At 62.0% G+C, this 17,939-nt stretch carries 15 protein-coding genes; 8 read left to right on the top strand and 7 right to left on the bottom strand.

The genetic code is table 11. The features are described 5' to 3' along the window. Positions 1-87: 87 nt before the first annotated feature. Entirely contained in the window at positions 88-1,341 is a 1,254-nt protein-coding gene (locus tag AB8B20_RS24555) for an Hsp70 family protein (RefSeq protein WP_089262612.1), read from the bottom strand. 239 nt (positions 1,342-1,580) lie between these two features. Between AB8B20_RS24555 and AB8B20_RS24550 the strand changes: the two genes are divergently transcribed. Next, positions 1,581-3,920: a Tex family protein gene (locus tag AB8B20_RS24550; protein WP_439073290.1), complete on the top strand. Its 2,340-nt coding sequence runs from the start codon at positions 1,581-1,583 to the stop codon at positions 3,918-3,920. A gap of 190 nt (positions 3,921-4,110) precedes the next feature. Further along, complete coding sequence (locus tag AB8B20_RS24545) at positions 4,111-5,049, top strand: IS110 family transposase (protein WP_439072572.1); 939 nt, start codon at positions 4,111-4,113, stop codon at positions 5,047-5,049. 199 nt (positions 5,050-5,248) lie between these two features. On the opposite strand, the gene AB8B20_RS24540 is transcribed toward AB8B20_RS24545, so the two are convergent. From AB8B20_RS24540 to AB8B20_RS24530, 3 genes are all read right to left on the bottom strand, one after another. Continuing rightward, positions 5,249-6,421 (bottom strand): IS481 family transposase, encoded by a 1,173-nt coding sequence (locus AB8B20_RS24540; protein WP_439072339.1) that lies wholly within the window; start codon positions 6,419-6,421, stop codon positions 5,249-5,251. Positions 6,422-6,544: 123 nt separating this feature from the next. Beyond that, positions 6,545-7,720: an amidase gene (locus tag AB8B20_RS24535; protein ID WP_439073291.1), complete on the bottom strand. Its 1,176-nt coding sequence runs from the start codon at positions 7,718-7,720 to the stop codon at positions 6,545-6,547. 32 nt (positions 7,721-7,752) lie between these two features. Beyond that, positions 7,753-8,988 (bottom strand): amidohydrolase family protein, encoded by a 1,236-nt coding sequence (locus AB8B20_RS24530; protein ID WP_439073292.1) that lies wholly within the window; start codon positions 8,986-8,988, stop codon positions 7,753-7,755. A 262-nt stretch (positions 8,989-9,250) separates the two neighbouring features. On the opposite strand from AB8B20_RS24530, the gene AB8B20_RS24525 reads away from it, so the two are divergent. The 6 genes from AB8B20_RS24525 (at position 9,251) to AB8B20_RS24500 (ending at position 14,236) form a co-directional block, all read left to right on the top strand. Continuing rightward, the gene (locus tag AB8B20_RS24525; RefSeq protein WP_439073293.1) at positions 9,251-9,682 is read left to right on the top strand and encodes a nuclear transport factor 2 family protein; all 432 of its coding nucleotides are present in this window, start codon (positions 9,251-9,253) and stop codon (positions 9,680-9,682) included. Positions 9,683-9,791: 109 nt separating this feature from the next. Next, complete coding sequence (locus AB8B20_RS24520) at positions 9,792-10,952, top strand: ABC transporter substrate-binding protein (protein ID WP_439073294.1); 1,161 nt, start codon at positions 9,792-9,794, stop codon at positions 10,950-10,952. 6 nt (positions 10,953-10,958) lie between these two features. Continuing rightward, the gene (locus AB8B20_RS24515; RefSeq protein WP_068732997.1) at positions 10,959-11,825 is read left to right on the top strand and encodes a branched-chain amino acid ABC transporter permease; all 867 of its coding nucleotides are present in this window, start codon (positions 10,959-10,961) and stop codon (positions 11,823-11,825) included. Further along, on the top strand, positions 11,822-12,760 hold the full coding sequence (locus AB8B20_RS24510) for a branched-chain amino acid ABC transporter permease (RefSeq protein ID WP_439073295.1): 939 nt from the start codon (positions 11,822-11,824) through the stop codon (positions 12,758-12,760). The genes AB8B20_RS24515 and AB8B20_RS24510 overlap by 4 nt, the downstream gene beginning before the upstream one ends. Beyond that, positions 12,757-13,533 (top strand): ABC transporter ATP-binding protein, encoded by a 777-nt coding sequence (locus AB8B20_RS24505; RefSeq protein WP_439073296.1) that lies wholly within the window; start codon positions 12,757-12,759, stop codon positions 13,531-13,533. Before AB8B20_RS24510 ends, AB8B20_RS24505 begins: the two co-directional genes overlap by 4 nt. Then, on the top strand, positions 13,526-14,236 hold the full coding sequence (locus tag AB8B20_RS24500) for an ABC transporter ATP-binding protein (RefSeq protein ID WP_439073297.1): 711 nt from the start codon (positions 13,526-13,528) through the stop codon (positions 14,234-14,236). The genes AB8B20_RS24505 and AB8B20_RS24500 overlap by 8 nt, the downstream gene beginning before the upstream one ends. Before the next feature lie 122 nt (positions 14,237-14,358). On the opposite strand, the gene AB8B20_RS24495 is transcribed toward AB8B20_RS24500, so the two are convergent. The 3 genes from AB8B20_RS24495 to AB8B20_RS24485 form a co-directional block, all read right to left on the bottom strand. After that, positions 14,359-15,318 carry a Bug family tripartite tricarboxylate transporter substrate binding protein gene (locus tag AB8B20_RS24495; protein ID WP_439073298.1) on the bottom strand — a complete coding sequence of 320 codons (960 nt, stop codon included), beginning with the start codon at positions 15,316-15,318 and terminating at the stop codon, positions 14,359-14,361. 177 nt (positions 15,319-15,495) lie between these two features. Beyond that, positions 15,496-16,461, bottom strand: coding sequence for a Bug family tripartite tricarboxylate transporter substrate binding protein (locus AB8B20_RS24490; RefSeq protein ID WP_439073299.1), 966 nt, complete (start codon positions 16,459-16,461; stop codon positions 15,496-15,498). A 78-nt stretch (positions 16,462-16,539) separates the two neighbouring features. Further along, the gene (locus tag AB8B20_RS24485) at positions 16,540-17,889 is read right to left on the bottom strand and encodes a hemolysin family protein (protein WP_439073300.1); all 1,350 of its coding nucleotides are present in this window, start codon (positions 17,887-17,889) and stop codon (positions 16,540-16,542) included. Positions 17,890-17,939: the final 50 nt, after the last annotated feature.

The following is a 17,939-nucleotide window of genomic DNA, read 5'->3' as shown; positions in this document are numbered from 1 at the left end:
ATATGGCTGTGCCGGGCGCCGGATCAAGCGACCGCCACGCATAACCACAAGGCGTTCAGCCCCCTTTTACTGCCCTGGCCTTTGGGTCTAGCCGTGCCCGTAGCGGCGGGCCGCCTCGACAGTCAAACCCTTGCCGACGGCCCCGAACGTGTCGCCATCGATAGCGCGGGCGGCCGGCAGCGCCGCCGTGATCGCCTTGCGGACATGGGCGAGCTGCACCGAACCGCCGGTCAGGAACACCGCATCGATCGCTTCGGGCTTCAATCCGGCCTGGTTCAGGCAGATCTTGATCCGCGCGGTGATCCGATCGGCGAGCAACTGGGTGTGGCTGACGAGTTCCTTGCGGGCGACGCCAGCGGCCAAACCCGGCTCGATCCAGTCCAGCGCGATGCTCGATTTCGGCTTGTCGGACAGGCCAATCTTGGCGCCCTCGACTTCCATGGCCAGTGTGTGGCCGCGCTGCTCGTCCAGTACGCGCACCAAGCGATCCAGCAGCTCCGGCTGCTGTGCCTCATAGCGCACCTGTTTCACCTCATTCATGACCTTGGAATCGTACATCCGGTTGATGCTCGACCAGGTCGCCAGATCGTGGAAATAGCCTGACGGCACATCGAGCCCCGCGCGCTTCATCGCCGAGCGATAGCCGAGCAGCGGCATGATCACGCCGAGGCTGAGATGTCTGTCGAAATCGGTACCGCCGATGCGCACGCCATCATTGGCGAGAATGTCGTCCTTGCGGTCGGCATGACGGTGCCGCTCGGGCGACAGGCGCACGATGGAGAAATCCGACGTGCCGCCGCCGATATCGGCGATCAGCGCGATCTCCTCCGAATTGATCTGGCGCTCGTAATCCAGCGCCGCGGCAATCGGCTCGAACTGGAACGTGACGTCCTCGAAGCCGACGTCTTTCGCTATGGCGCGCAGCGTAGCTTCGGCCTTGGCATCGCCCGCCGGATTGTCATCGACGAAATGGACGGGACGGCCATGGACGACCTGGCGGAGTTCAAGCCCTGTGGCCTGTTCCGCACGCCGCTTCACCGCACCGAGATAATAGGCGATGACATTGCGGAAGCTGACGCGCTCGCGGCCGACGCGTGTCGTCTCGTCGATCAGCGACGTGCCGAGCACGGATTTGAGGCTGCGCATCAAGCGGCCAGGCGCGCCCTCGACATAGGCTTCGATCGCCTTCCGGCCAATGAAGGCGCCGGTATCGGCCTTGTAAAAGATCGCACTCGGAATTGTGACATGATAGTCTTCGAGCGCCGCCAGCACCGGAACATCATTGATGACCGTGCCTAGCGTCGTGTTCGACGTCCCAAAATCCAGACCACAAACCGACATTGCCGCTCCCGAAAGGAACGTCCGTCTACACAGTTCGCAGGCCGCGATCTAGCATTATATTTTTGCACAGCCGCACTGTCATGAAGCGCATCGAACACTGCAATTTTCGAAGCAAAACAACGCGATCCACAGAACAATCGACTGCATCCGCCGGGGTTGATGAATCGTGCGGCATCGGTCCATAAGCGTTTTGCGACGGCGGTATGACCCGCCACGGAATTTCGAAGGAATCTCTACGCGTGGCAAACATCAATCAGAAGATCGCAGACGAACTTGGCGTGCGCGAACAGCAGGTCGCGGCAACGGTAGAACTGCTCAACGGCGGCGCCACGGTGCCCTTCGTTGCACGCTACCGCAAGGAAATCACCGGCGGTCTCGATGACGCACAACTGCGCACGCTGGAAGAACGCCTGACCTATCTGCGCGAACTCGAAGAACGTCGCCTCGTGATTCTGGAATCAGTGCGCGAACAGGGCAAGCTCGATGCCGCGCTCGAAACCGCCATCATGACTGCCGACACCAAAGGCCGTCTCGAGGACATTTATCTGCCGTTCAAACCGAAGCGCCGCACGAAGGCCGAGATCGCCAAGGAAGCCGGCCTTGAACCGCTGTCTGAACTGCTGCTCACCGAGCCGCAGAACGATCCGAAGAAAGTTGCCGAAGCTTTCGTCAATGCCGAGAAGAACGTCGCCGATGTCGCCGCTGCGCTCGACGGCGCGCGCGCGATCCTCGTCGAGCGCTTCGCCGAAGATGCCGATCTGATCGGCGCGCTGCGCGAGCAGATGTGGTCGAGCGGCCTGATGGCCTCGACCGTGCGCACCGGCAAGAAGACCGAAGGTGAGAAGTTCAAGGACTATTTCGACTTCAGCGAGCCGCTGCACAAGCTGCCGTCACATCGCATTCTAGCGCTGTTTCGCGGCGAGAAAGAAGAGATCCTCGACCTCGCTATGCAGCCCGAGCCGGTACCGGCCACGCCTGCTCCAACAACCGCACCCAGCTCCTATGAGCTGAAGATCATGAACCGCTTCGGCGTCTCCGATCAGGGCCGCCCCGGCGACAAGTGGCTGACCGAAACCACCCGCTGGGCCTGGCGCACCAAGATCCAGGTCCATCTCAACATCGACCTGCGCATGCGGCTGTGGACTGCGGCGGAAGAAGAAGGCGTCCGCGTGTTCGCCTCCAATTTGCGCGATCTCCTGCTCGCAGCGCCTGCCGGCGCGCGCGTCACCATGGGTCTCGATCCCGGTTTCCGTTCGGGTGTGAAGACCGCGATTATCGACGCTACCGGTAAAGTCGTCGCAACAACCACGATTTATCCGCATGAGCCGCAGCGCCAGTGGGATGCGTCGCTCGCCATGCTCGGCAAGCTCGCCGTCCAGCACAAGGTCGATCTGATCGCCATAGGCAACGGGACGGCCTCGCGCGAGACCGACAAGCTGGCGATGGAGCTGGTCAAGCTACTGCCGGACCTCAAGATGTCGAAGATCGTGGTGTCGGAAGCCGGCGCCTCGGTCTATTCGGCCTCGGCCTTTGCCTCCGAAGAATTGCCCGAACTCGACGTCACGCTGCGCGGCGCCGTGTCGATCGCGCGCCGCCTGCAGGATCCGCTGGCCGAACTGGTGAAGATCGATCCAAAGGCGATCGGCGTCGGCCAGTACCAGCACGATCTCGGCGAGAGCAAACTGGCGCGGTCGCTCGATGCCGTCGTGGAAGACTGCGTGAACGGCGTCGGCGTCGATGTGAATACCGCATCGGCGCCGCTGCTGGCGCGCGTGTCGGGCATCGGAACCGGATTGGCACAGAGCATCGTGCAGCACCGCGATGCCAACGGCCCGTTCAAGTCACGCAAGGCGCTCAAGGAAGTGCCGCGGCTTGGCCCGAAGGCGTTCGAACAATGCGCCGGCTTCCTGCGCATCAATGACGGCGAGGATCCGCTTGATAAATCCGGCGTGCATCCGGAAGCCTATCCACTGGTGCGCAAGATTCTCGAAGCTACCAAGAGCGACATCAAGGCGCTGATCGGCAATGCCGAGATCCTGCGCAAGGTGCAGCCCAAGACCTTCGTGGACGACACCTTCGGCCTGCCGACGGTCACCGACATTCTGAAAGAACTCGAAAAGCCCGGTCGCGACCCCCGCCCCGCCTTCAAGGCTGCAGTGTTCATGGAAGGAGTCGAGAAGCTCAGCGATCTCAAGCCCGGCATGGTGCTCGAAGGCACTGTGACCAACGTCGCTGCCTTCGGCGCCTTCGTCGATATCGGCGTGCATCAGGATGGTCTGGTGCACATCTCGGCGATGTCCAAGACCTTCATCAAGGATCCGCGCGAGGTCGTGAAGTCAGGCGACATCGTCAAGGTGAAGGTGCTGGAAGTCGAAGTCGCCCGCAAGCGCATCGCTCTGACGCTGCGCATGGACGATCCTGTCGGCGCCAAGGCCGATCGCCCGCAAGCCGATCGCGGCCCGCGCTTCAACGAGCGCCAGATGACGTCGCGTGCGCCTGCCAAGCAGGAGAGCGGCGGTGGTGCATTTGCGGAAGCATTGCGCCGTGCGGCCGAGAAGGGCGGAGGGAAGGCGAAGTAGTCTTACTTAACCTTGTAACTTGCCAGCCGCCGGATCTGCTAAGTTGTGCGGAGCGGTGGCAGGCGGGAGACCGAGTGACCTGAGGGACACCAAGCCCGTGGGAGAGCGCGGGTCCTTGCTTGCCGTTCCATCGAACCCGAACAGTCGCTTGGGCCGCTCAGCAAGCCCGGTTGCGCAAGGATGGGATCAGATGGACGCGATTTATGTTGGCATCGATGTGTCGAAGGATCGGCTGGATGTGGCGTTGCGTCCGGGCGGTGAGAGTTTTGCGGTTGCCCGCAATGGTGCGGGGATCGATGATCTGATCGCGCGGCTGAAAGCGCGGCCGCCACGGATGGTGGCGATCGAGGCGACGGGCGGCTTTGAGACGGTCGTCGCCGCAGGATTGGCCGGCGCCGATCTGCCTGTGGTGGTGGTCAATCCGGCGCAGGTGCGCGCCTTTGCCAATGCCCTCGGCAAGCGCGCCAAGACCGATCCGATCGATGCCATGGTGATCGCGCATTTTGCCGAGGCGACCAAACCGCAACTGCGGCCGCTTCCCGATGCGACGACGCGGCTGCTAGCCGATCTGGTGGCACGTCGGCGCCAGATCGTCGAGATGATTGCCGCGGAAAGCCAGCGTGCACGGCGCGTCAGCAATCTGCGGCTGAAGAAGAGCATCGCCCGGCTCCACAAGGCACTGGAGAAGGAGTTGTCCGAACTGGACGACGACATCGGCGATCACGTGCGGGGATCGCCGGCCTGGGCCGAGAAAGAAGACTTGCTGGTGTCGGTGCCCGGCATCGGTCCGACCATCGCGCGCAGCCTGATTGCCGAACTGCCGGAGCTCGGCACACTAGATCGTCGTCAGATTGCGGCGCTCGCCGGTTTGGCGCCATGGACTCGGCAATCCGGCCAGTGGCGCGGCAAGAGCTTCATCGGCGGCGGCCGGGCCAATGTACGCCGCGTGTTGTTCATGGGAGCGATGGTGGCCGCCCGCTTCAATCCGCAGCTCAAACTGTTCCGCGACAAGCTTGTCGCCGCCGGCAAGCCCAAGCTCGTCGCTATCATCGCCCTCGCCCGCAAGCTGCTCACCATCCTCAACGCCATCCTGCGAGACAAGACCCCATGGCAGCATCAAAACGCTTGACCAACAAGACAGTCGCTCTCCCCGCATTGCGGGGAGAGGTCGACCGGCAAAGCGCAGCGTAGCCGGTCGGGTGAGGGGCGTGGCAGCGCCTCTCCTCAATGATTGATCTCTCAGATCGGATTGTGCGACCCGCAACGTCATTCGATTTATTTTAGTGAGTGCCCAGCCCCTCACCCCACCCCTCTCCCCGCGCAGATGTTCAGTCGGGAGACATGGTTGACACCTGTTCGGAGACATCACTGACACTTTTTGTGCCAGTCAAGTCGATTTCTGCGACTTTCCGGCTGCCGAAGAAAATCCCGTAGTGGCCGTCGCTGTCCAAGGGGCGGATTGCCAGCCGTTCGCCGCGAAAGGCTTTTGGTACGCGCCATCGCCGGCCCTTGAAGTCGATGCGCGGATTGACTGAGACGCGGCGCACGATGTCATTGCTGGCATATTCGACCTCGACGATTTTGTCGGGCATCGGCCGCGTGCTGGGTTTGTAACGGGTAGCGGGAACGTCCATGCCGAGTGCTTCGTGGGGGCGTTGCAGATTGTAGACGGTGCGCCATGTATCGAAAGCGCGCTGTAGTTCGGCAAAGTCGCGGAACCGGCGTGCCGCGAATACTTCGGCCTTGAGGGAACGGTGGAAGCGTTCGTTCTTGCCGCGGCTTTGCGGGTGGAACGGCCTTGCATAGATCGTGTCGACGCCAAGCTTGAGCAACCAGACCCGCAGGGCAGTCCAGCGCGAGCCGCCGCTGTCGCCCCAAGGCGAGCCGTTGTCGACGAAGAACGCGTCCGGCAGACCATAGCGCCGGAAAGTCTGTATCAGCCGCTGCTGCACGGTTGCACTCTGTTCGTTTGCGCAGGCCTGGATGCAAAGTGCATAGCGCGAGTGGTCGTCGATTACGGTGAGCGGATGGCATGCTGCGTTGTTGGCCAGCGGCATGCGCCCTTTGAAATCCATCTGCCATAGCTGGTTGGGCGCCTCCTTCTCGAAGCGCTGCAGCGGCTGTGTTGCGCCGCCCGGCGGCAGGATAATGCGGCCGTTGCGGTGCAGGATCTCATGCACGGTGGAGATCGCCGGCGGTGTCATCCCGTCACGCTGCAGGCAGTACGCAATCTTGCGCGCGCCCCAGGCCGGATGGGCATCGCGCACCGCAAGCACCAGCGTCTCGATTGCCATATTGCTGCGTCGTGGGCTGACAAGCGGTCGCCGCGACCGATCGGCCAGTTCCGCATCGCCGGCCTCGACCCGCGCCAGCCATTTGTAGCCGGTCTGCGGGCTGATCCCGAACCGCCGACACAGTTCTCGCCGATTGACGCCCTCCTGCATTGCCAAAAGGGCAAACTCCCGCCGTTGATCCATTGCCGACACCTCGCGCCATGGCATGGAAACCTCCTGAAAAGGAGGACTCCAGCCAATCTGAATGTGTCAACTATGTCTCCGAACACCTGTCAGCGATCTGTCCGGACTGAACAGCAGAGCGGGGAGAGGGAGCACACGGCCGGTGCGTTACTTCCCCAACTCCACGGCCAGCGCCAGAATATCCTCATCGCAGTCCCGCGCGCCCATGATCGACACCCCGATCGGGCAATCGTCGAGTTTTGCCACAGGTAGTGAAACCTGCGGCGTGCCGGCATGGCCGGACACACACAGCAGTTCGATCGCGCGGGCACGAAATACGTCGAGCGTCGCATCCGGTGTATTGCGCAGCGGCGCAATACCGGGTGCTGTCGGCAACAGCATGACCGTATCGGCCGTCAGCAGCGACAGCACGCGTTCAACGATCGTCTTGCGAATGGCCTGCGCAGCCGCGATTTCGGCGGGATCGAGAACCGCCGCAGCAGCGAAACGCTCCTTCACGCCGGGGCCGAGCTTCGGCTGCGTCGCCTTGATCCATTCGCCCTGCGCGGCCCAGGCTTCTTCCGACTGAACTACACGGAAGGTGTTGCGCCAAGCGTTGAGTTCACCGCTCGCGACATCCACCTCCTCGCTCGCGCCAACCAGCGCCTTGATGCGATCGACCGACGGCTGCAGCAGGTTGCGAACCGTTTCATCGACCGCGCCAAACAGATCGGCCGCGATCAGAACCTTCTTCGGCCGACGCGGGGCACGCGCATTGTCGAGCAGCACCTTGCCGACCTCGACCATCAATTCGGGCGTGCGCGCAAACCAGCCGACAGTGTCGTAGCTCGGTGCCAGCGGCACCGCACCGTCGAGCGGAATGCGACCATGCGTGGTGCGAATGCCGTAGACACCGCAATAGCTGGCGGGCAAACGCACCGAGCCGCCGGTGTCGGAGCCGATGGCGAAGTCGACCAGCGCGCCAGCGGTCGCTGCGGCCGACCCGCTCGACGAGCCGCCGGGAATGCGGCCGGGCGCAGCCGGATTGATCGGCGTGCCGTAATGCGCGTTCTCGCCGTTGAGGCTCCAGGCCAGTTCGTCCGCATGCGTCTTGCCGACCAGCTTCGCGCCGGCATTCAACAAACGATCCACGACCGGCGACGATTTTGTCGGCACCGGATGCGTCGCCAGCCATTCCGGGCTGCCGGCGCCGGTTGGCACATTGGCGAGATCGAAGAAATCCTTCAGCGCAAAGGTGAGACCCGCGAGAGGCCCCTCTGTCGTGGTCTGCACTTCGATGTGGCCATGATCCACAAAGGCGTTGAGCGTGTCATTGATCGGCATCGAAGTCTCCGTACGACAAAAGGACGCCCGCTTCAGTGGGGCTTGAGCAGACTCGCAGCCGGCCTGATGAAGGTCCTGATGCCGTTCTTGAAACCGAACAGCGGCTGCGCGATCTCGCATACCGCCTCTGCCTTGGTCTCGCAATCGAGCACCACGAGATCGGCGGGATTGCCGACGGCAATGCCGTAGTGCTTCAGGTTGAGCAGCGTCGCCGGTGCGGACGTCACGAGGTCGAGACATCCGGCGAGATCGTCGAGAGCGCCGACCTGCATCACATTGGCATAGAGATTGATCATGCGGATCAGCGAGACATCGCCGAACGGCGTGAACGGATTCAGCACGTTGTTGGTGGAGATATTGGCGTTCACGCCAAGCGCACGGAGTCTGTGCGCCGAGGTGACGCCGCGCGGCACATTGTGATCGTGGTCGCGGCCAGTGAGGAACAGGTCGGTCGCCGGCAACACCGTGACCGCGACGCCGGCATCGGCGAGCCGTTTCGCCGCCGCCTCGAAATCCGCTGGCGGCATCGCCGACAGCTTTGTGGCATGGCCGATGGCCACGCGGCCGCCCCAGCCCGTGGCCTCCGTCATGCGGCAGACCTCTTCGTAGTCCGACCGCGTTGGATCGAGATCGAAATCGAGGTGGAAATCGATATCGACGCCAAACTCCTGCGCGATACCAAAAATCCTGGCGATCTGGCCATTCGAATCCTTGTCGATGTAAGGCACACCGCCGACCAGATCGGCGCCCTCTCGCATCGCCTGCAGCAGGACCTCCTCGCAGCCGGGATCGTCGAGCAATCCCTCCTGCGGAAACACACACAACTGCAGATCGATCGCCCAGGCGTAATCCTGCTTCAACTTCTTCAGCGCGCGAAAACTGGTCAACCCGATACGCGGATCGACCTCCACATGCGTGCGCATGCGGTTGGTGCCGTGCTTGATCGCTTTCTCCAGCGTCTGCGATGCGCGTGCATAGACGTCCTCTTCGGTGAAGTCGCGTTTGGCCCGGGAGACTTCGCTGATCACCTCCGCGAGCGTACCCTTCGCGCAATTGCAGCGGCCCAGGAGGCAGGATTTGTCGAGATGAATATGCGTCTCCACAAAGCCCGGCACGAGCAGCCGGCCGCCGACATCCTGATCCGGTGCCACGCCGCGCGGCAGGCCGATCTCGATGGCCTCGAACCGCCCGCCGCGAATGCCGATATCCACCGGGCCATCAGGCCGGTCGGCAATGCGCGCGTTGCGCAGGATGAGATCGAAGGTCATGGAAGGACTCCTGGAGAGGCCACGCCACCGAGCGGGACGTAGCATATGCGTGGGCAAGCAAGGCATGTGCCAAGGCGCATGCGATTCGAAATCTGATTAACCATCTGAAAGCACACTAATATCTTCAAATATTCCTTCGGAGAACGCCCAATAATTAGTCGTGGCACACAGAAATTGTATACGATTTGACGCATCTACCGAATACAATTCTGGCACCGGTTTTGCTATGATGGCGCCAGCATCTGCCCGCAGGAGAAACCCGATGTCGCAATCCCCCACCGCGCTTGCGCCCGTCACCGAGGAAACCGCCCAGGCTGCCGACCTCGTCGAGCGGTTTCTCGTCGCCTCCATGGTGCCGGACCCGGAAACCGCCGGCACCTTCATGTCGGCCGACGTCGCGATCACCTTCACCGGCGGTCGCAAGTTCAAGCATCCGCGCGATGCCACCGCGTTCAACGCCATGCGCTACAAATGGGTGAAGAAGAAGATGGAGCGCACCGACGTGTCGCCGGGGAATGGCGAGACCATCGTCTACAATACCGGTACGCTCTATGGCGAATGGCATGACGGCACGCCATTCGAAGGCAATCGCTATGTCGATCGCTTCATCGTGCGCGACGGCAAGATCGTGAAAATGGATGTCTGGAACGACAGCGCCGAACGCATTCTCATACGCATGGATATCGAAGCGTAGCGTAAACACGGCGGCTTGATCGCCGCCGGCATTCAGCACCTCGAAATGTCGACGATCTGGCACTCAGCTTGCATACAGAATGCAAGCTGAGTGTAACCAGGGAACGTCGATGTTGCAGGGATTCTCCAAGACCATGATGACAGGCGCGGCGCTGCTGTGCCTGATCGGTGTCACCAACACCGCCAAGGCCGATGCAGCGGCCTGCCCAGCGACGATCCCGTTCGGATTGACCACGCCGCTGACTGGTAACCTTGCGTTGCTCGGCACCCAAGCCCGCAACGGCGCTGAATTCGCTGTCGACGAGATCAACGCCGCCGGCGGCATTTCCGGCAAGAAGATCGCACTCACCACCGAGGACACCGGCGCCTCGTCGACCGACGCTCTGAATGCGATGAATCGCATCATCGAGAGCAAGCCGCTGGTCATCATGTCGTCGATGATCTCGCCGCATGTGTTTGCACAGACCGAGAGCGTCAACAAATCCGAGACCCCGTTCATCGTCGGCGCCACCAACGCGAAAGTCACCGCGCAGGGCTCGAAGTGGCTGTTCCGCACCCACGCCCATGACGGCCAGCTCGCCGAGCTGATCCCCGAATATCTCGTGAAGTCACTGAAGAAAACCAAGCCCGGCATTCTCGTCGTTGCCGACGATTACGGCCTCGGCGCGTCGAAGGGCATTCAGGCGGCACTAGCCAAACTCAATGTCACGCCGGTCGCGACAGCCTCTTATGCCCCGTCCGACAAGGACATGAGCGCGCAGCTTCTGGAGATCAAGGACAAGGGCGCCGACAGCCTGATCCTGTTCGGTCGTCCCTCCGACATCACGCTGGTGCTGAAGCAGATGGGCGATCTCGGCATCAAGCTGACCACCATCGGCAATACCAGCATTGTCGCGCAGACCACCCTGAACAATCTGTCCGCAGCCGAAGCCGACGGCAACTACGCGATCGGGGGGATGATCCCCCAAACCTCGACCGATCCGAAAATTCTGGATTGGGCAAAGCGCGTGCAGGACAAATACAAAGTGCCGGCCGACAACTTCACCGTCTCCTATTACGACTCGGTCTTCATGCTGAAGTCGATCATTGAGAAAGTCGGCTGCGACAAGCCGGCGATCCGTGATGCCCTTGCAGCCACCAAGGACTTCAAGGGCATGCTGATCTCCTACCAGGCCGATGCCAATGGCGATCTTACCCATACGCTCGGCATCTACCGCAACAAGGGCAAGACCCCCGAATTCACCGGGCCGATCAAAGAGAGCGGGTTCTAAAACTTCATGGGCCAGCTCGTCGTCAACGGTCTGGCGCTCGGGAGCATCTACGCTCTCGTGGCGCTCGGTCTGCTGCTGATTTTCAACACCGTTCAGATCGTCAATTTCGCGCAGGGACAGTTGTTGATGCTCGGTGCCTTTATCGGCATTTCGGGCGCGGTGACGCATGAACTGCCGATGGCGCTGGCCTGGGCCTCCACCATGCTGGCGATGGCGCTGATCGGCATCGTCTTCATGGTGCTGGTCTATTTCCCCTTGCGCGGGCGGCCACCATTCCTCGTGATCCTCACCACCATCGCGATGGGCATCGTGTTGGAGAACATCGCGCTGATCGTCTGGGGGCCGCTGCCGGTGTCGCTGCCCTCGCCGGTGCGCGGTCCGCCGCTGCGTTTTGCCGGCGTTGTCATCTCGATGCACCAGCTCTTCATCTTCTGTACGCTGGCAGTGATCCTGCTGCTGCAATATCTGATGCTCACCAGAACGCGCTTCGGCATCCTGATGCAGGCGACTGCGCAGGATCTGCACACCGCGCGGCTGGTCGGGATTCCCGTCAACCGCACCATCGCCGTCGCCTTTGCCTTTGGCGCGATCCTGTCGGGCATCGCCGGCCTGCTGGTGGCACCGATTTTCCTCGCCGAGCCGACCATGGGCGGCAGCCTGGGCCTCAAGGGTTTTGTCGTCAGCGTGATCGGCGGCTTTGGTAATCTGCCCGGCGCCGTGATCGGCGGCCTGTTTCTCGGCCTGATCGAGACCTTCGGCGCGCGCTACATCTCGTCGAACTTCCGCGACGCCTATGCCTTCATCGTGATGATTGCCGTGCTCGTGGCGTGGCCACGCGGATTGTTCGGCGAGAAGAGCAGCGAGAAGGTATGACAGTGAAACGCTGGCTTCCGCTCGCGCTTTGCGCCGCCGTTGCGCTGCTGATCCCGGCCGTGAGCCACGAAAACTATGTCATCCAGCTCCTCAACATTGCCATTCTCAACGCCATCGTCGTGCTCGGCTTGAACTTCGCCACCGGCTGGGTTGGCCAGATCAATTTCGGCCAGGCCGCATTTTACGGCCTCGGCGCCTATACGACGGGCATCGCCACCAAGGCCGGTTTGCCCTGGATTACGACGCCGTTCCTGTCGATGGTCATCGTGATGGCGGCGAGCCTCGTGCTCGGGCTGCCCACCTTACGGCTGCGCACCTACTATCTCGCAATGACGACGATCGGCTTCGGCGAGATTGTCCGGTTGATCATCGTGCATTGGGAACCGGTGACCGGCGGCACCTCGGGCTTGCGCACCATTCCGGGGATCAGCGTATTCGGCATCGGCCCGCAGGGGCAGATCCAGCATTACTATTTGCTGATCGCCGTGCTGGCGATTGCGGTTCTCGTGGCCGTTCGGATCAGGCAGTCGTCCCTCGGCCGCGCCATGATCGCCACCAAAGATTCCGAGATCGCCGCCGAACAGAGCGGCGTCGACACCACGCGTACCAAGCTGATCGCCTTCATGATCGGTGCGGTCTATGCCGGCCTCGCAGGTTGCCTCTACGCCTCCTCGATCCGCTTCATCAGCCCGGACAGTTTCTCCGGCACCCAGGCCATCCTGCTGATGACCATGCTGATCGTCGGCGGCATGGGCTCGATCCCCGGCTGCATCATCGGCGCCGTCGGCTTGACCATTCTGCCGGAGGCGTTGCGGTTTCTCGGGCAATGGTACCTCGTGCTCTACGGCCTCGGCGTCATCGCCGTGATCGTGCTGGCGCCCGGCGGTCTTGCTTCGCTGGCTGCGCGACTGCCGCGTTGGGTAGCGGCGCGATGACGGATCAAACGATCATCACTGCGCGTGGCGTGACGCGGCGCTTCGGCGGCCTCGTCGCGCTTGATGGTGTCGATCTCGATGTGCCCAGAGGCATCGTGCAGGCGATCATCGGCCCCAACGGCTCGGGCAAGACCACGCTGCTGAATGCGCTGTCCGGCGCCTCACATGCCGATGCCGGTTCGATCCGCATCGACGGCAAGGAGATCTTCCGCCTCAGGCCCAACCGCATCGCGCGGCTCGGGCTGGCACGCACGTTCCAGAACATCCGGGTGTTCTCCAATCTCACCGTGCTGGAAAATGTGAAAGTCGCTGCAGCCTGCAACACGCCCATGTCGATGCTCAACATCATGCTGTCGAACGGCACGCAGCGACAACGCGAGGCTGAGATCGAGAGCACCTCACGCGAAGCGCTGGAGATCGTCAGCCTCGCCGCACGCGCGGACGATCGCCCGACCCAGTTGCCCTATGCGCAGCAACGCCTGCTGGAAATCGCACGCGCACTGGCATCGAAACCGAAGGTGTTGCTGCTGGATGAGCCCGCCGCCGGCATGAACACGACCGAGAGCATGACCCTGCTCGACACCATCGCGAAACTGAAGGGCAAGGGCATCACCATATTGCTGGTCGAACACAATGTACGACTAGTGATGGGGATCAGCGACCGCGTGGCCGTATTGGATTTTGGGAAGAAGATCGCTGAAGGCGCGCCAAGCGCGGTTCAGCAAAACCCATTGGTGATCGAGGCCTATCTCGGCAGGCGGCGCCATGCTTAAGATCGAGAACCTCCATGTCTCCTACGGCCACATCGAAGTACTGAAGGGCATCTCGTTCAGCGTCGAAATGGGCGAGATCGTCGCGCTGATTGGCGGCAACGGTGCCGGCAAAACGACAACCCTGAGCACCATCTCCGGCCTGCTGCGACCAACGTTCGGCTCGATTTCGTGGAAGGGCGAGGCCATCCACGGCACCGCTGTGGAAACCATCGTCGGCGCCGGCATCGCGCATTGCCCCGAAGGCCGCCGGATATTTCCGGGCCTCACCGTGCGCGAGAACCTGATCACGGGAACGGCGTCCCGCGCCTACAAGAAGGCCGAGGTCGAAGACGATCTGGCGCTGGTGTTCGAACTGTTTCCACGACTGAAGGAGCGCATCAAGCAAGGCGGCTGGTCGCTGTCGGGAGGCGAACAGCAGATGCTTGCGATCGGCCGTGCGCTGATGTCGCGGCCGAACCTTCTGATGCTGGACGAGCCGTCACTGGGCCTCGCACCCATCGTGATCGAACAGGTGTTCGACAAGATCGTTGAACTGAACAAGCGAACCGGGCTTAGCGTGTTGCTTGTCGAGCAGAATTCCGCGATGGCGCTGGAGGTTGCGGCACGCGCTTTCGTGCTGGAAACCGGATCGATCGCACTGTCCGGACCGGCATCCGTTCTGGCAGACGATCCGCGTATTCGCGAGGCGTATCTGGGCGGGTAGTCCAATTCCCCTCATTGCGAGGAGCCCTTGCGACGAAGCAATCCAGTCTTTGGCCAAGAACTGGATTGCTTCGCCCAACGAATTGGCTTTGCCAATTCGCCAAGGCTCGCATTGACGAGGCGTTACTTCACGTCTTTCAACAGCGCGATGTTTGCGGCGACCTCCTTTGCCACCAGCTCATCCATCGCTTTCGGCTCCATCGTGATCGTCTCCACGCCGATCTTTTTCAGGGCCGCCTGCATCTCAGGTTTGGCGAGTACCTTGACGCCGGCGTCGTGCATCTTGGCGACGATCTCGGGCGACGTCTTTGAGGGCACGAACACACCGATCCAGCTTTCGCTGACGCCGTCCTTGAGGCCGACCTCAGTCATCGATGGCACGTCGGGCAGTTCGGCAGAACGCTTCTCAGTGGAGACAACGAGCGCGCGGACCTGACCCTCACGGATCAGCGGCAAAGCGGTCGCCGCCGGGCAGAAGTAGAAATCGATGCGGCCACCGAGAATGTCGGCGATCACTTCAGGGCCGCCGCGATACGGCACGTGGGTCGCTTCGAACTTGCCGGCAATGCGAAATTTCTCGGCGCTTATATGCACAGCGCTGCCAATACCGACCGAGCCGAAATTGATCTGCGATCCCTTGGCCTTCGCATCCTTGAGGAAATCGTCCACAGTCTTCCAGGGCCGCTCCTTCGGAATGATCATGATTTGCGGGCTGGAGCCGATCATGATGACCGACGACAGGTCCTTCGACGTGTCATAAGGCAGGTTCGGAAAGATCGCCGGCGTGATCGCCAGCGCCGAGGAATGCGCCAGGATGCTGTAGCCATCCGGCTCCGCTTTCGCCACTGCATTGGTGCCGATCGAGCCGCCGCCGCCGACACGGTTCTCGACCACGATCGTCTGACCGAGCTCAGGACCAAGACGCTCGAAGAAGATTCGCGGCACCACGTCGGTGGCGCTGCCGGGGCCGAACGGGATGGTGGCCTTGATCAACCGGGTCGGCCAGTTGCTTTCGGCCTGCACCGCGACAGACGACAGCAGCACACCGGCGAAAACACACGACCACCGCATAAGCTTATTCATTACTTGCTCCAATAATACCATTCGAAGGGGAATGGCCGCCCAATGATCGGGCCAATCGGCGACAGCGAAGCAAGTTTCGGACCGTTTGAAGCCTAAAACAACGCCCAAACGCGCGGTGATCCAGCCCAGACAAAGGACAACGCCGCCCCCCCGTGCTGGCAAGGCCGGCCAGTCCGCCTACTTAGCCGCGACCTCGCTTTTGAGCAGCACCTTGTTGTCGGCGATTTCCTTAACCAGCAGCGCATCCATCTCGGATGACTTCATCGGCATCGGCTCGACGCCGATCTTCTTCAGCGAAGCCTGCATATCTGCCATGTTCAGCACCTTGGTGCCGGTCACATAAAGCTTCTCGACGATCTCCGGCGGCGTTTTCGATGGCACGAACACGCCGAACCAGATCGAGCTGTCCGCATCCTTGAGCCCGGCATCGATCGGCGTCGGCACATCCGGCAGATCCCGCACGCGGGTCGGCGTCGACACCACCAGCGCGCGGACCTGGCCTTCGCGAATCAACGGCAGCGCCGTGGCCAGCGGGCAGAAGTAGAAATCGATGCGACCGCCGATGATATCGGTGATCACCTCGGAGCCGCCGCGATAGGGGATATGCGTGGCCTCGAAACCGGCAGCGGCGCGGAATTTTTCCGAACTGATATGCACGGCACTGCCAACGCCCACCGAGCCGTAATTGATCACAGTGCCCTTGGTCTTCGCGGAAGCCAGGAAATCCTGAATCGTTTTCCATGGCCGTTCGTTGGGCACGATCATCACATTGGCCGCATAGCCGATCATCAGCACCGAGGACAGCTCCCTGGTGGTGTCGTAGTTGAGGTTGGGAAAGATCGCTGGCGCAATGGAGATGGCGTTGGTCTGCGACAGCAAGGTGTAGCCATCCGGATCGCTCTTCGCGACCGCGCCCGTGCCCACCGAGCCACCCGCACCCACGCGATTTTCAATCACGATCGGCTGCCCTAGCTCCGTGCTCAGTTTTTCGAAGAAAAGGCGCGGGACCACGTCACCCGCACTGCCGGCACCGAACGGATTGACCGCCTTGATCGGCTTCGTCGGCCAGTTGGTGTCGGCCAGCGCAGCGCCGGACATCAACACAGCGGCCAATACGCATGACAATCGCCAGGACTTGTTCATCGCTCGCTCCAATTGCGCCATTCAATGGAATGGCAGCTCATGGAATAAAGCAAAAGCAAGAACCGGACCGGCGAGGGCCTAGAACGACGTCCCGGCCCGCGGCTTTTTCTCCGGCACTTCCGGCTCGGTCGGTACCGGGCCGATACGCAGCGCGGTGATGCGGTTGCGCTCACGGCGCAGCACGCGGAAGCGGAAGTTGTAGAAGGTGAAGCTCTGCCCGCGCTCGGGGATGGAGCGCGCCTCGTGAATGACGAGACCGGCCACCGTGGTCGCTTCATCATCCGGAAGATGCCAGTCCATTGCGCGGTTGAGGTCGCGGATCGGCACCGAACCATCGACCACCACCGAACCATCGGCCTGCGCGCGCACACCCGCGACGACCACGTCGTGTTCATCCGCGATGTCGCCGACGATTTCTTCCAACACGTCTTCCAGCGTCACCATGCCTTCGACTTCGCCATATTCGTCGACCACGAGCGCAAAGTGAGTCTTGCGGCGACGGAAGGCTTTCAACTGATCCGACAGTGGACGCATCTCCGGGACGAACCACGGCGGCAGCGCGATCGAAGCTACGTCGATCTTTGCGGTATCGCCATCGACGGCGCGGATCGCGCGCAGCAGGTCCTTGGCGTGGAGCACGCCGATGATGTTTTCCGGCTTCTCACGCCAGAGGGGAATGCGGGTGTATTCAGTGGCCAGCACTTCGCGCACCAGCTCTTCGGATGGCAGGTCCGCATTCAGCGTCACCATCGCCGTGCGATGGACCATGACATCGGACACCGCGAGATCGCCGAAGCGAAACACGTTCTGGATATACTCAGCCTCGCCCGACGCGATGCCGCCATGTTCGGCGGATTCACCGACAAGACCTTCGATCTCCACACCGGTGAGAATCTCGTGCGGCGATGCTTCCTGCACGCCGAGCAGCGCCAGCGTGCCACGCGACGCCGCGTTGAGCAGCCAGTTCAGCGGATAGAACAGGATGTAGGATGCGTAGAGCGGATAGGCGATCCATTGCGACACCGGCTCCGGCTGCCGGATCGCCAGCGTCTTCGGCACCTGCTCGCCGATCACGATATGCAGCGAGGAGAAAACAAGGAAGCCGGTGAGGAAGGAGGTAAAGTGCAGCGCGGATTCCGAGAGGCCGAGCGGATCGAGCACCGGCTTCAGCAGTGCCGCCACCGTGGGCTCGCCGACCCAGCCAAGGCCGAGAGAAGCCATTGTGATGCCGAGCTGGCAGCAGGCCAGATAGGCTTCGATATTGCCCATCATGCTCTGCAGCAGGCGTGCGCCGAAGCGGTTCTGCTCGACCATGCTCTTGACGCGGAAGCCGCGGCTTTTGACCAGCGCGAACTCCGCCGCCACGTAAAACGCGTTGGCGGCGAGCAGGAAGATCGCGATCAGCAGATTGACGGTAATCGAATTCATGAAAGTCCTGCGACGGCGCCGGCTTTGGTAACTCCCAAACCGGACACGGT

Source organism: Tardiphaga sp. 866_E4_N1_4 (genome assembly GCF_052076075.1).
GTDB classification, from domain to species: Bacteria; Pseudomonadota; Alphaproteobacteria; order Rhizobiales; family Xanthobacteraceae; genus Tardiphaga; species Tardiphaga robiniae.
Note: the sequence above shows the minus strand (reverse complement) of the source record. Positions and strands in the feature narration are given on the sequence as shown.